The sequence below is a fragment of the Alkalicoccus daliensis genome (genome assembly GCF_900103955.1).
Taxonomy (GTDB): Bacteria; Bacillota; Bacilli; order Bacillales; family Salisediminibacteriaceae; genus Alkalicoccus; species Alkalicoccus daliensis.
In genome coordinates this window covers 96065-109493 of the sequence record NZ_FNIL01000004.1, presented here as the reverse complement: position 1 = coordinate 109493, position 13429 = coordinate 96065, and the positions used below count along the sequence as shown (strand labels likewise).

Genomic DNA, 13429 nt, shown 5'->3' with positions numbered 1-13429 from the left:
GAACAAAAGGAATCCACCGACAAAGAAACGGAGAGAATTTTAAAATGAAGATATGGGATTTTTCGATTAAGCGTCCGAAATTTACGATTGTAATTATGCTTGTATTACTGCTGCTCGGTACAGTTTCTCTTACCAGGCTGCCGATTCAGCTGCTGCCGGATGTAGACGCTCCGGTCGCTGCAGTAGTAACAAGTTATCCGGGTGCAGGGCCGGAAGAAGTGTTAAATGAAGTTACTGAAGAGATGGAAGAAGATTTATCCACCATTTCTGGATTAAATCAGCTGACCTCGCAGACGACGGAAGGTTCCTCTATCGTGGTCATGGAATTTTCTGCGAACACAAGCATCAGCGACGTGGAAAATGAAATTGTTACTACGATAAACCAGACAGAATTGCCGGATGGCGCCGGAAACCCTGCATTTCTGCAGTTTGACCCTTCCATGTTTCCAAGCATTCAGCTGGCTGTTTCCTCAGACGATGAAAGTGTCACCGAGTTTCAGGAAGACGTGGCTGAATTGCAGAGAGAGCTTTCCCGCATCGAGGGTATTGCAAGCATTTCAGAGTCAGGAACGCTCACAGAACAATATGAAATTGTTGTGGATCAGGAAGAAATGGAAGCTGCCGGTTTAACACAGGATAATATTGTGGAAACCATTCAGGCGAATGATATCGTCGTACCGGGAGGAATCATTACTGATGAGGAAGAGGAAGAATCTATCTCCACCCGTCTTGTCAGTGAACTGAATTCACCGGAAGAGATAGAAGAACTTGTTGTTACACTGGATCCGGAAACGGGCGATGAAATTTTAATTTCAGATGTAGCGGATATTTCTCTGCAAACAGAAGAGGAAGAAGTAATCACGCGTATTAATCAGGAAAGTTCTATTCAGCTGGACGTGATGCTGACTTCAGAAGCGGACACCACGCAGGCTTCCAATGATTTTAACGAGGAGCTGGAAGAACTGCTGGAAGAAGATCAATATGCTCATCTGGAAGCGTCTATTTTATATGATGAAGGAGACGTGATTAACCAGGCTGTCAGCAGTGTAGTAGTCGCGCTGATCAGCGGGGGGATTTTAGCGATGGTTGTGCTGTTTGCCTTCCTTCGCAACTTAAAAACACCATTAATTATCGGAATCGCAATTCCGTTTTCTATTATTACTACTTTTGCGTTATTCTTTTTCACCAATATTACCTTAAACCTGATGACGCTCGGTGGACTGGCGCTCGGTATCGGGATGCTTGTCGATAATTCGATTGTAGTGGTAGAAAATATTTACCGGCACTTATCCATGAAGAAGTCACCAAGACAGGCAGCAGCGGAAGGAACAAAAGAAGTGGCAGGAGCAATTACTGCTTCTACACTGACGACAGCGTCTATCTTCCTGCCGGTAGTTTTCATTACCGGATTTGTCGGAGATATTTTCGCACCGCTTTCTATTACAGTTGCGTTTAGTTTATTCTCTTCTTTATTCATCGCAGTGACCATAGTGCCGATGATTGCGAGCAGAATACTTACAGCACCGGATGAAGATGTAGAAGAAAAAAGAAAGAACTCCCGGTTTATGCGGGGAATCGAAAGCGCCTCCCGCTGGACACTGAGAAGAAGAGCGGTTGTCCTGATAATTACACTGCTCACCCTGGTTGTTGGAGCCTTCGGGTTATCAACGACGGGAGTAGAATTTATTCCAGATTCAGATGAAGGAGCATTTCTGATTTCGGTGGAACATGAACAAGGAACAATTTTAAACCGGACAGAAGAAACAATTCAGCTGATTGAAGATGAACTGGAGGAATATGACGAGATAGAGAGCTACCTGAGCACGATCGGTTCCACCATGCAGCAGGGCGGATTTACTTCCCAGAGTCATACTGCAGAAATTATGGTTACCCTGGTGGACCCGGGGGATAGAGATACAGGAACCTTCGAATTTATTGATGAAATTGACGGAGACATCGAAGGTCTGGATGAAGAAGCAGACATTGAAGTCCAGGCGTTTTCCCAGGCAGGATTTGGGGGTGATCCGAATACCCATACTTTCTCCATCCTTGATCCAGATACGGACCGCTTAACTGACACAGCAGATGAAATTGTAGAAGCACTGGAGGAAGAGGATATTATCCGCAGTGTTACAACATCCGAGGAAGAGACTGCGCCGGAAATTCAATTTACTATTGACCGGGAAGCAGCGCAGGAGCTGGGACTCGCACCGGCACAGATTGCAAGCTCTGTAAATGCGGCAACTTCCGGCACAATGGCAACAACGCTGCAGACCGAGGATAATGAAACATATAACGTAAACGTCCGCTATCCGCTGGATGTGCTCGGCAGTGTGGAAAACTTTGAAGCAATTACAATTCCTGTTCCAGAGGGAGAATATGTTGCGCTTTCCGAAGTAGCAGAAGTCGAAGAAGGACAGGCGCCGGCGGCGATAAACCGGGCCGATATGGTGACGAGTATTGATTTCACTGTGCTTTACGACTCTGACAGCGATTTAAGTGAAGCAGCAAGCGTTACAGATGATGTGATTGAAGATATTGACCTTGCAGACGAAGCAGAGTATTCTGTCGGCGGCGATCAGGCGATGCTTGATGACGTAATAGACGATGTATTTCTTGCCTTCATGCTTGGACTTGCCTTCATATATCTTGTAATGGTAGCGCAGTTTGAGTCATTTAAGTATCCGTTTATTATTATGTTTACAGTACCGCTGTTTATTATCGGGGTAATGCTCGCACTTACTGTGACACAGAGCCCGATCAGCGTAATGGCAATTATCGGGGTAATCGTGCTGGCAGGTATTGTCGTAAACAATGCCATCGTGCTGGTGGATTATATTAATCAGCAGAAAGAAAAGGGCTATCCGACGGCAGATGCGATTGTCATGAGTGTAAAAGACCGTACACGGCCGATTATTATTACGGCGCTTACCACAATTCTGGGGGTAGTACCGCTTGCGATCGGTATCGGTGAAGGCGCAGAGATTATTCAGCCGATGGGGATTGTAATTATCGGCGGCCTGATCAGCAGTACGCTTCTTACACTGTTCGTCATTCCGGTTATCTACAGCTTTTTTGATAAAACAACGAGAAATATGAATAAGAAATATATGACGCCGGACGGCCAGGTGATTTATCAGCGGGACCTTCCGATAGGAAGAGAAACGCACGAGGAACAGAAAAGTCTCGATGAATCGACAGATGATACGAATCTTCCTGTAAAGATCGAGACGGAAGATGCGGACAAAAGAGATGATGCAGCATTCCGCAGATCAGACGAGGAAGAATTTACGAAAGATGAAATGGTAAAAATTCTCGAAGGACTGCTTGAAAGATCTAAAAAGTCCAATAAAGATGAGGATAAAAAAGAATAAGCTGTCACAGAGCCGGGAGCAGATGCTTCCGGCTTTTTTTGCGTGAGAGGAGAGGGGTGGATGATTTGAGAGTTAATGCAGTTGAAACGATGAATTAATCAAAATACCGGCATTGGAAAATTAGTAAAGTATATTGGTTGGAGAGTAATTGCTTTTTATAAATTAGCTCTGATGTTGATATAAGAAAAGTACGACTGCGGCTCCTTTTTCTGCGCTTGCCGCGGAGAAATCCTTCAGCTATCCCTCCCTTTTGTCCGGGATGATCTTCACGCTTTCTTTTTCCGCAGGCGTCTTGAAAATCGCTTTGTCTTCGTTTTATGGATAGAAAAGCTTGTAAAAAAAACAATTTCTTTCTCTTGTTTCGCAAAGAGAAGAACGAAGCGCAAAACCGGCGGACGCCTGTGTAGAGAGTGAGCATTGCTCCGCTCGACCAGCAGTCATCTTCACAAAGAGCGTGAAGATGACTTTAAGATCATTTGGTCGGCTGCGCCAGTGCGCGGTGAAAGTGCACACCGCTTTAGGAAGAGCGAGCTGGAAAGATCCCGCAGCGCAGCGAGAAAGCGGAGGACCTCGTCCACAGCAAGCCTGCCGAGTTGTCGCGAAGTTTTCTCTTATCAACAGTGAGCATTAACAGAGACACTCATGCAAAATTTTTGCACCATAAAGTATGAAAATTAATACTGCTGTGTAACGAAGGAGAGGACGCCCAAAGGACTAGCGCAGTTGGAGAATCCATTTTGGCGGACGTTCTTTCCGTCAAAATTAGTCGAGAACAAGCCCTTGGGCAAGCCTCTCCGAAAGTTAAGCACTGTTACATGAGAATGAATTCGGTTTATTCTACGGACTTTAATGCAGGCGGTGCTTCTCTCACCCTGTTAAGGTAACGGCATCATCAATTTTACATTCCACACTTAAAGAAGGTTCCCCGTATCGCGTCAATCAGTAAAAAGAAAAATTATATTGTCAGAAAGCCTGCTCGCATGTTTTAATGAGAACATACATTCCCATTACGGAAGGTGAGTACAATGAATGTCCTGATGACTGACTATGAAAAAGAAATTCTATACGGATACATTAACGGAATCTGGGCAAAGCAGGTACTGGAGCGGGATAAGGAGAAAATAACGAAAGCGAAATTCAAGTACCCGGAAATATATGAAGAGTGGATTTCGGAGCTGGAGCGGAAAAACGGAGAGCACCTTCACCAGACAAGAAATCAAATGAAGATGGCAGAGATGAAAATATGGGAGATCCGTACAGAGGATCCGAAGAAGGGAATAAAATATGGCTGCAGCTACCGCGGATATCATTCTGATCATCATATGATGCCAAGGGTACTGCGTAAAAATGTAGAAAACCATATCCGTATGCTTGTTTTTAATGACGGCAGACGCAAGAGCTTCTGACTATGCTGCTTTGCGCCGCGTGATTAGGAAAAGTAATTTCCACTTCACTAATTCAATCAAGGTTGTCCAAGGCGAAACCAATCTGCACTGGACAAATGGTAAGCCTGATATTAATGTGAATTCATAACCAGATGCCGAAGCGAAAGCACAGAGCAGGCACAGTTTTGAATTCTGCTGATTAAAAACGAAATTCATCTTAAAGGCAGTATGCTGGATGATTGGAAAAATTGGTTGAGGAGGAAGAATCCATAATGAAATATTCCGAGCTGAGATTAATGTCTGTTCCTGCTTCCGAAAGGAAGTTCCTGCTTCCTTATTTACTGATGGCCGACAGCAGTGAAGATGAAGTGCACCGCTATTTGTTTGATGGAGAAATGTTTTCCATTTCTTATGAAAATAAAACGGCAGGGGTGATTCTTTTTACCTTTCCTGAAAAAGGTGAGGCAGAAGTCAGGAATATGGCGCTCGATCCGGCGTATAGAGGAAAGGGCATTGGAAAGCGTATTCTGCATGTAAGTATGGAGCAGTTTAAGAAGCGCGGACTGCAGCGAATGATAGTTGGGACAGCAAATTCCAGTCTGGAAAACATTGCATTTTATCAAAAAGCGGGATTTAGAATGTTTTCGGTTAAAAAGAATTATTTCAGCGGCTACTCAGGAGAAATCTATGAGAACGGAATCCGCACGCTGGATATGCTGATGTTTGAAAAAGAATTGTAAAGGCGGGATCTATGATATCTACGAAACCGATCAGGGTGCTCGTAAGTGCCGGGGCAGTATTTACATATTTTTTCTTTTAGAAAGAGTGAATGGATCAACAAGGCAGAAACAGTTCTTCAGCTGGACCAAAGAAAATGAAAAAGGAGCTGAACTGCATGCAGCAGATTCAGCTCCTTTTTTCAGATACTGTGAAATTAGTTCCTCACGTTATTTACCCATGCTCTATCCTGATTCATCATTTTAATTGCTGCGTATATCGTCAGGAACTGAATAACGATAATTGGAAGTCCCATGAGGCCGGATACAACTTCCAGCGGACCAAGTCCTCCAATTCTCATTAAGACAAGAGCGACCGCAGCGATAATCATCGCGATAAGAATGCGTAGCTTACGGGAAGGTTCATTTTTACTCATATCACGTGTGCTTGTATATGCAGAAATTGTATACGTAGTAGAATCAAGCGTTGTCGTTAAGAAAATTAAAGAAACAATCACAAAGATGATTAAGGCCATTTCTCCAAAAGGCAAGGAAGAAAGAATGGCTGGAATAGCGGCCATGCCGCCTTCATTTTCAATAATATCAAGTACCGGCACCTGGTCTGTAAGGTGACGGTGTACGGCAAGCCCTCCTAAAACACCTGTCGCAAGCCAGGAAAGCAGTGTCGGAGCTAACAGATAGGTAAGAATCATTTCCTTTATCGTGCGCCCCTGCGAAATTTTTGCTGCGAAAATACTGTGAAGCATCGCCCAGGTAGCACTGTAGGCAAACCAGAATACCGTATTACTCTGCATAAAGGTAGCTTCACCGAAAGTAAGAGAATCTGTATAAAGTGAAATGCCAACATAGTTTGTGAGCAGCACGCGCAGACTGTCAGTGAAGTAATCGAGTATGAATACCCCTGGTCCTGCGATCATTACAAAGAGTGCAAATAAACCTGCGAGGTACATATTAAACGTACTCAGCCGTTTTATACCGCGGTCAATACCTACATAGGCACTTGCAGAAAACATAATTACCCATACGAGTGTAACACCTAACGTTAAGGTGAAGGTTACTTCCGTATTAAATAAATGTGCCAGGTTGTAAGTGACAATTGGAGCACCGAGACCGAGTGTTACTGCGGCTCCGGAAAGAATGCTGATCAGGAATATGATATCAAGTACTTTTCCGCCGAATCCATCCGTGAACCGATCGCCGAATATCACGCGGCAGGCTTCGGAAATCCGCATCAGCGGGCGCTTTCTTACATGTAAAATGTAGGCCATTGCCGGCGCGGCCATGACGAAGATTGCAAACACCTGGAAGCTCCAAAGGAACATACTGTAGGCGTTTCCCATTAAAAGTGCCTCGGTAGAACCTGGCTCCATGCCAAATGGAGGATCTACCGCAACATCCGCCCAGGAAATCATTCCAGTACGCATAATTGTAGAACCAAGCCCCATGGCAATAAGTATGGATGAATACTGAAATAAAGTGAATCTTGGTTTTTCTGCAGGATTTCCAAGTACTACTTTGCCGTATTTGGAAAAAGAAAGATAGAGACCGAAGCCTAAAAGAATAATTGCATACCAGATATACCCCCAGCTGAATACTTCTACAATCGTATCAAATACGAAATTTAAAGTCTCCATCGCCGCAGCTTCATAGAGAGCCAGAGGTATACTAATAGCAATAATAATTAATAAAGAGGGAAGAAAAATAGCATAATCGATGAGTTTCCCCTGTTTATCTTTATTATCGCCCATAAAAAACACCACCTATATAAAATTGTTTTCCTATATTAAGGAAGAGAATTCACTATTCACTCATATGGGGGATACCCTGCCATATATAAATAAAACATCCATCTATTAATAGAAGCATGTTTATGATAATGCCGCTTTATTCGTTGAAGAAATTTTTCTGAAGGAAGTAAGCCTCTATTAGATAAAATCAATAATACTTCATAAATTGATGTAATCTGATAAGAATTATCGGAAATAAGATTGACAATTTTATGTTTTCAAGCTAAGATGCATACAACTTAATAATTACAAAATTCAGGTGAAATGAACTTTTGCTCGTTCATTTCTTAAAAGGGAATCCGGTGTAAGTCCGGAACGGTCCCGCCACTGTAAGAAGTTAATATTTACATATCCACTGAGCGCAGCTTGGGAAGGAGTAAATATGGATATCTTCGAGTCAGGAGACCTGCCTGTTTTTTATTACCATTAACCTACGGGTCATAGGGGGTGGAATATCGTTTGCCGCGCGTGATTTTTCGTTTATTAACGTCATCACGCTTCGTTTGTGCTGGTGACATAAGGTATTTCTCTTTTATGTAAAAGGGAAATACCTTTTTTATTTTTTCAAAGACCACGGAAGAGCTTTAGGAAATATGAAAGTATGTACTTTAAAAAACAGGAGGTATAAGGATGAAAATAAAAACGAGTATTCAAGGGTATCCCAGGATTGGAGAACAGCGCGAGTGGAAAAGAAATCTAGAGAGTTTCTGGAAAGGAGAAAAAACGGAGGCGGAATTTGAACAAGAAATGAAAGATATTCGTCTTGAAAGGTTGAAACAATTGCAGAAAGCAGGGCTGGATTACATTCCCGTAGGGGACTTCAGCTATTACGACCATATGCTGGATACGGCGGTAATGTTCGATATTATTCCGGCACGTTTTGCGGATTCACAGCCAGGCAGCGCACTGGATACCTACTTTTCTATGGCGCGGGGAACAAAGGGTGCCGGGGCATGTGAAATGACGAAATGGTTTAATACAAATTATCATTATATCGTGCCGGAAATAGAAGAAGGATGGGTTCCGAAAGTAGCTCACAACAAGCCGCTTGCTGATTACCTGGAAGCGAAAGAAAGCCTGGGAATTGAGGGGAAGCCGGTATTAGTAGGTCCGTATACTTTTCTAAAGCTATCCAAAGGTTTTCCGGAAGCAGAATTTTCCCGGTACCTGGATATCTTGTTGTCTCTCTATGCAAAGGTGATCAGCGAACTGACGGAAGCAGGAGCGTCAGTAATTCAAATAGATGAGCCGGCACTGGTACAGGCAGAGACTGAAGCAGAATTCCACTTGGCAAAGCAGGCATATGAAAATCTGGCAAACCTTGTACCGGATGCCTCCTTACTACTGCAGACGTATTTTGAATCGGTCGACCATGTAAAAACACTCCTGCAGTTTCCGGTAAAAGGGATTGGACTTGATCTGGTGCATGGAAAAGAAAGAAATCTGCAGCAGCTGCGTCAGGAACAAATTCCTGCAGGAAAGGTCATTGCCCTTGGGGTTGTGGATGGACGAAATGTCTGGAAAACAGATTTAGAAGCGCAGAAACATTTGCTGCAGCAACTTGAGCCAGGCTTTGCAGAAGCAGAAGAAGTGTGGATTCAGTCGAGCTGCAGCCTGCTTCATTCTCCAGTTTCTTTAAAGCAGGAGGTCAACCTTCCCGCCGAATTAAAGAGCGGGCTGGCATTTGCGGAAGAAAAGCTGGAGGAACTGCAGCTGCTGAAAAATAATTATGCGAATACCGTAGATAGCAGCTGGGAAGATCATCAGAGCAGTTTGAAAAAATTCCGGGAAACATATCAAAAGCTGGAGAAAAATGAAGAAGTGAGAATGGCGATGCGTCCTGTGCCATTCAGTGAAAGGCAGTCAGTCCAGGAGAAAAAATGGAGACTTCCACTGCTCCCTACTACTACGATCGGCAGCTTTCCGCAGACACAGGAAATGCGTCAGGCAAGAACGGCTTTTCGAAAGGGTTCTCTTTCCACCCTGCATTATGAAAGAATGGTAAAAGATAAAATAGCGGACTGGGTCCGGATTCAGGAAGAAATAGGACTCGACGTGCTCGTGCATGGAGAATTTGAAAGAAACGACATGGTAGAATTTTTCGGAGAAAAGCTGGACGGGTTCGCAGTGACACGTAATGGATGGGTACAGTCTTACGGTTCCAGATGCGTAAAACCGCCTATTATTTACACAGATGTAACGTTTGCAGAACCGATGACTGTAAAAGAAACAGCATATGCCCAGACGCTGACGAAAAAACCGGTCAAAGGAATGCTTACTGGACCGGTAACGATTTTAAATTGGTCCTTTGAACGTACAGATGTGCCAAAGCAGACCACCGCTTTTCAGATAGCGCAGGCACTGCAGGAAGAAGTGAAAGCACTGGAGGAAGCAGGAATTGAAATGATCCAGATTGATGAACCTGCCCTCAGAGAAGGACTGCCGCTGAAGCAGGAAGATCACTGTTATTATCTTGACTGGGCAGTGAACTCTTTCCGGGCCTCTGCAGAGAAGGTGAAGGATACAACGCAGATTCACACACATATGTGCTACAGTGAATTTCATGATATTATCGACTCCATCAGTGCCATGGATGCTGACGTTATTTCCATTGAAACTTCTCGCAGCCACGGGGAATTAATTGAAGTTTTTGAGAACAATGTATATGACAAAGGGATCGGGCTCGGCGTATATGATATACACAGCCCAAGAATTCCCGAGGCAGAGGAAATGCAGGAAATCATTACAAAGTCTCTTGGGGTGCTTCCTGCAAAATTATTCTGGGTGAACCCGGACTGCGGACTGAAAACACGCACAGAGGAAGAAACTGTGGCAGCATTGAAAAACATGCAGGCAGCTGCGGAGCAGGCACGGAATGCTTTAAAAGAAAAACAGCTTTAAAAGAAAAGAGAGTTCTGCGCAGATTACAGCGCAGGACTCTTTTTATTAAACCTGTAAATTTTGTGCGGTTTGTCTGCTTCTCTACTGCAGGCTCCTCCCCGGTTTGTTTCTGCATAAAGAAACGGTGCGGTCATTTTAGGACGATAGTTGAGAGGAAGAAGGTACTTTCCTGCTGTTTACCAGTTTCTTCAAAGGGGAAAAGTTATAGTATTAACTGAAATTTCAGATAAACTGGTTGCTTTTCTGGAAAATATCCTCAGATATCTTAAATTTTCAATATAGGTGTAAGCAGTTTGTGAAGGAGTGGTTGTATTATGAGTCATGTTTCATTGATCCCGTTTAAAGTCGAGAACAGATTTACCGCAATGTCAGATGTCCCTACAGGGGTAGAAATGGTGGAAGCTCCTTTCTTCTGGGAAGAATCAAATAAAGGTGCCGGACAGGTGATCGCGGTTATTGACACAGGCTGTGAATCGTATCACCCGGATCTGGTAGAGCAGATTATTGATGGTAAAAACTTCACAGATGATTACGGCGGTGACGAAGCAAATTTCGAAGATAACAATGGACACGGAACCCATGTTGCAGGAACGATCGCTGCGGCGGAAAATGGAAGCGGGGTTGTCGGCGTGGCGCCGGAAGCACAGCTGCTGATTTTAAAAGCGCTGGATGGACAGGGCGGAGGGGATATGCTCAATGTAATCGATGCAGTTCATCATGCCATCAACTGGCGCGGATATAACGGCGAAAGAGTAAGAGTAATAAGCATGTCGCTCGGAGGGCCGCAGGATATCCCGGAGCTGCACGCAGCTATTAAACGCGCAGTGGCAAATGATATTTCTGTAGTATGCGCGGCAGGAAATGAAGGCGACGGAAATATCGATACAGACGAGCATGCATACCCGGGTGCTTATAATGAAGTGATTCAGGTCGGTGCTGTCAATTTCCAGGGCCAGCTCACCCAGTTTACAAATACGAATGATGAATTGGATTTAATGGCGCCGGGGGAACATATTTTATCAACATATTTAGAAGGCGGATACTCGGAGTTAAGCGGAACTTCCATGGCAGCGCCTCATGTGTCGGGGGCCCTGGCATTAGTGACGAATTGGGCGGAATCGGGATTTAACCGTAAGATATCCGAGGCAGAAATGTATGCGCAGATTATCCGGAGGACGACACCGCTCGGAAATCCATTAACTGCCGAAGGAAACGGTCTGCTTACCCTGGGGCTGGTGGAAAAGATAGCTGTCTGGAGCGAGGAAAGGCTGAGCCTCCCATAAACAGAAATAAGAAAATTTTATTATATGGCAGCGGTAGATTATACGTTTGGAGAATTCCGCTGATCAGTATAAGTTAGTTTACGTTTTTGTAAAAGGGGAAACGCTTCTGTAAAATTCTTTTAAGGAGGAAAATAACATGGTTCACCAGGAACACAGCGATTTACTTAATGCTCTTCATAAGTGTATGGAGGAATGCAACCACTGTTTTGATGCCTGCCTGCAGGAAGATGATGTGAAAATGATGGCGGAATGTATCCGGCTGGACCGTGAATGTGCAGATATGTGCGGGTACCTGGAACAGGCGATCTCCAGAAACAGTCCTTATATTTCAGATCTGGCTGCAGTCTGCGCGAAGATGTGCGAAGACTGCGGCAATGAGTGTAAAAAACATGATCATGAACACTGCCAGAGATGTGCAGAAGCCTGCTTCCAGTGTGCGGAAGCCTGCAAGAAAGCAGCTTGATTTCCAAAAGGACCGTTACCATTCAGGGGACGGTCCTTTTTATATTTGTAAGAATTTTCTTTTTCAGATAGCAATACAGAATTTTGAAATATCTGAAAAAGCGTTTTGTCCCAGAGGTATGTGGGAAATCATGAAGAGAGGTGTATTTCCTTAATAAGTAAAATGATTAGGATATTCACTTTAGCAGTTTTGGGCATACGGGGCATGGAACCCCGCTGCTTTTGTTACATTTTTCTGCTTCGGTCCTGCTTGCTTGTAAATTACTTTATTCTTTCTGCAAAAGGAAATTTAAAAAGAAGCGGATGTGTAATAACATCCGTAAAAGGAGTGGCTTGAATATGAAGGCTTTAACGAACCAGGGAAAAGGAAAAGTAGAAGTAAAGGATATGCCGGCGCCAACGATTGAAAAAGATACGGATATGATAGTAAAGATTACTTCGACTGCTATCTGCGGTTCAGATCTTCATTTGCTGCACAGTACCATCCCGGCACAAAAAGATTATATTGTAGGGCACGAGCCTATGGGTATTGTAGAAGAAGTTGGAAGCGGCGTAACGAAGGTGAAAAAGGGAGACAGAGTAGTGATTCCTTTTAATGTTAGCTGCGGAGAGTGTCATTTTTGCCAGAACCAGATGGAGAGCCAGTGTGATAACTCGAACCCGCATAACTTCGATAAAAATACGGGTGGATACTTTGGTTTTGCAAAGCTGTTTGGTGACTATCCGGGTGGACAGGCAGAATACTTAAGAGTTCCGTTTGCAGATTTCACCTCGTTTGTTGTCCCTGAAGATACGGAGCTGGAGGATGAAAGTGTGCTGTTCCTTTCTGATGTGGTGCCGACAGCTTATTGGAGCGTGGAGCACAGCGGAGTGAAAGCAGGAGATACTGTAATTGTACTTGGTTCTGGCCCGATTGGGCTGATGGTACAAAAGTTTGCCTGGATGAAGGGTGCTGAGCGGGTAATTGCAGTAGATCATATCCCTTACAGACTGGAACATGCGAAACGGACGAATAACGTGGAAACATATAATTTCAAAGAGTTTAAAAATATGAGCAAGTATCTTTATGAGATTACGAAGGGCGGCGCTGAAGTTGTTATTGACTGTGTAGGAATGGATGGAGATACAACGATGAAAGACCATCTGAAAACTCTTACCGGGCAGGCGGGAACCATTGACCCGATTATTATGGCTGCAGACTGCGTAAAAAAATTCGGAACTATTCAGTTAACTGGGGTATACGGGGCTCCGGCAACAGCTTACCCATTACATTCTATTTTCACCCGCAACGTGACGGTAAAAGCAGGACAGGCACCTGTCATCCATTACATGCCGGAGTTATTTGAGAAAGTGAAAAACAATGAATTTGATCCTACAGATATTATTACGCATAAACTGCCTTTGGAAGATGCGGCCTATGCTTATGATATCTTTGATAAAAAAGAAGACGATTGTATTAAAGTGGTGCTCAAGCCATAGTTTTGCAGCGTCTATGATAAT

General features: G+C 43.9%; 8 protein-coding genes and 1 riboswitch. Of the genes, 7 read left to right on the top strand and 1 reads right to left on the bottom strand.

Annotated elements, in window-relative coordinates:
• The first annotated feature begins 44 nt into the window (after positions 1-44).
• The 3 genes from BLP92_RS08565 to BLP92_RS08555 all read left to right on the top strand — a co-directional run bounded on the left by BLP92_RS08565 (position 45) and on the right by BLP92_RS08555 (position 5499).
• A complete protein-coding gene (locus BLP92_RS08565; RefSeq protein WP_090842534.1) occupies positions 45-3374 on the top strand; it encodes an efflux RND transporter permease subunit in 3330 nt (1109 codons plus the stop codon).
• Positions 3375-4399: 1025 nt separating this feature from the next.
• Entirely contained in the window at positions 4400-4780 is a 381-nt protein-coding gene (locus BLP92_RS08560) for a YhjD family protein (RefSeq protein ID WP_090842533.1), read from the top strand.
• 251 nt (positions 4781-5031) lie between these two features.
• Positions 5032-5499, top strand: coding sequence for a GNAT family N-acetyltransferase (locus BLP92_RS08555; protein WP_244516739.1), 468 nt, complete (start codon positions 5032-5034; stop codon positions 5497-5499).
• A 194-nt stretch (positions 5500-5693) separates the two neighbouring features.
• Here BLP92_RS08555 and BLP92_RS08550 read toward each other — a convergent pair whose 3' ends face one another.
• On the bottom strand, positions 5694-7244 hold the full coding sequence (locus tag BLP92_RS08550) for a BCCT family transporter (RefSeq protein ID WP_090842532.1): 1551 nt from the start codon (positions 7242-7244) through the stop codon (positions 5694-5696).
• 279 nt (positions 7245-7523) lie between these two features.
• Positions 7524-7711: riboswitch (cobalamin riboswitch) on the top strand.
• Between the two features lie 202 nt (positions 7712-7913).
• On the opposite strand from BLP92_RS08550, the gene metE reads away from it, so the two are divergent.
• From metE to BLP92_RS08530, 4 genes are all read left to right on the top strand, one after another.
• A complete protein-coding gene (gene metE, locus BLP92_RS08545; RefSeq protein ID WP_139148937.1) occupies positions 7914-10184 on the top strand; it encodes a 5-methyltetrahydropteroyltriglutamate--homocysteine S-methyltransferase in 2271 nt (756 codons plus the stop codon).
• A 314-nt stretch (positions 10185-10498) separates the two neighbouring features.
• Complete coding sequence (locus BLP92_RS08540) at positions 10499-11467, top strand: S8 family peptidase (RefSeq protein ID WP_090842531.1); 969 nt, start codon at positions 10499-10501, stop codon at positions 11465-11467.
• Positions 11468-11603: 136 nt separating this feature from the next.
• Positions 11604-11930, top strand: coding sequence for a four-helix bundle copper-binding protein (locus BLP92_RS08535; RefSeq protein WP_090842530.1), 327 nt, complete (start codon positions 11604-11606; stop codon positions 11928-11930).
• A 338-nt stretch (positions 11931-12268) separates the two neighbouring features.
• Positions 12269-13408, top strand: coding sequence for a zinc-dependent alcohol dehydrogenase (locus BLP92_RS08530; RefSeq protein WP_090842529.1), 1140 nt, complete (start codon positions 12269-12271; stop codon positions 13406-13408).
• Positions 13409-13429 lie beyond the last annotated feature (21 nt).

What these genes read in the sequence shown, in the direction of transcription:
- BLP92_RS08565 (WP_090842534.1), top strand. Translation starts at nt 45, where the DNA reads ATGAAGATATGGGATTTTTCGATTAAGCGTCCGAAATTTACGATTGTA.
- BLP92_RS08560 (WP_090842533.1), top strand. Translation starts at nt 4,400, where the DNA reads ATGAATGTCCTGATGACTGACTATGAAAAAGAAATTCTATACGGATAC.
- BLP92_RS08555 (WP_244516739.1), top strand. Translation starts at nt 5,032, where the DNA reads ATGAAATATTCCGAGCTGAGATTAATGTCTGTTCCTGCTTCCGAAAGG.
- BLP92_RS08550 (WP_090842532.1), bottom strand. Translation starts at nt 7,244, where the DNA reads ATGGGCGATAATAAAGATAAACAGGGGAAACTCATCGATTATGCTATT.
- metE (WP_139148937.1), top strand. Translation starts at nt 7,914, where the DNA reads ATGAAAATAAAAACGAGTATTCAAGGGTATCCCAGGATTGGAGAACAG.
- BLP92_RS08540 (WP_090842531.1), top strand. Translation starts at nt 10,499, where the DNA reads ATGAGTCATGTTTCATTGATCCCGTTTAAAGTCGAGAACAGATTTACC.
- BLP92_RS08535 (WP_090842530.1), top strand. Translation starts at nt 11,604, where the DNA reads ATGGTTCACCAGGAACACAGCGATTTACTTAATGCTCTTCATAAGTGT.
- BLP92_RS08530 (WP_090842529.1), top strand. Translation starts at nt 12,269, where the DNA reads ATGAAGGCTTTAACGAACCAGGGAAAAGGAAAAGTAGAAGTAAAGGAT.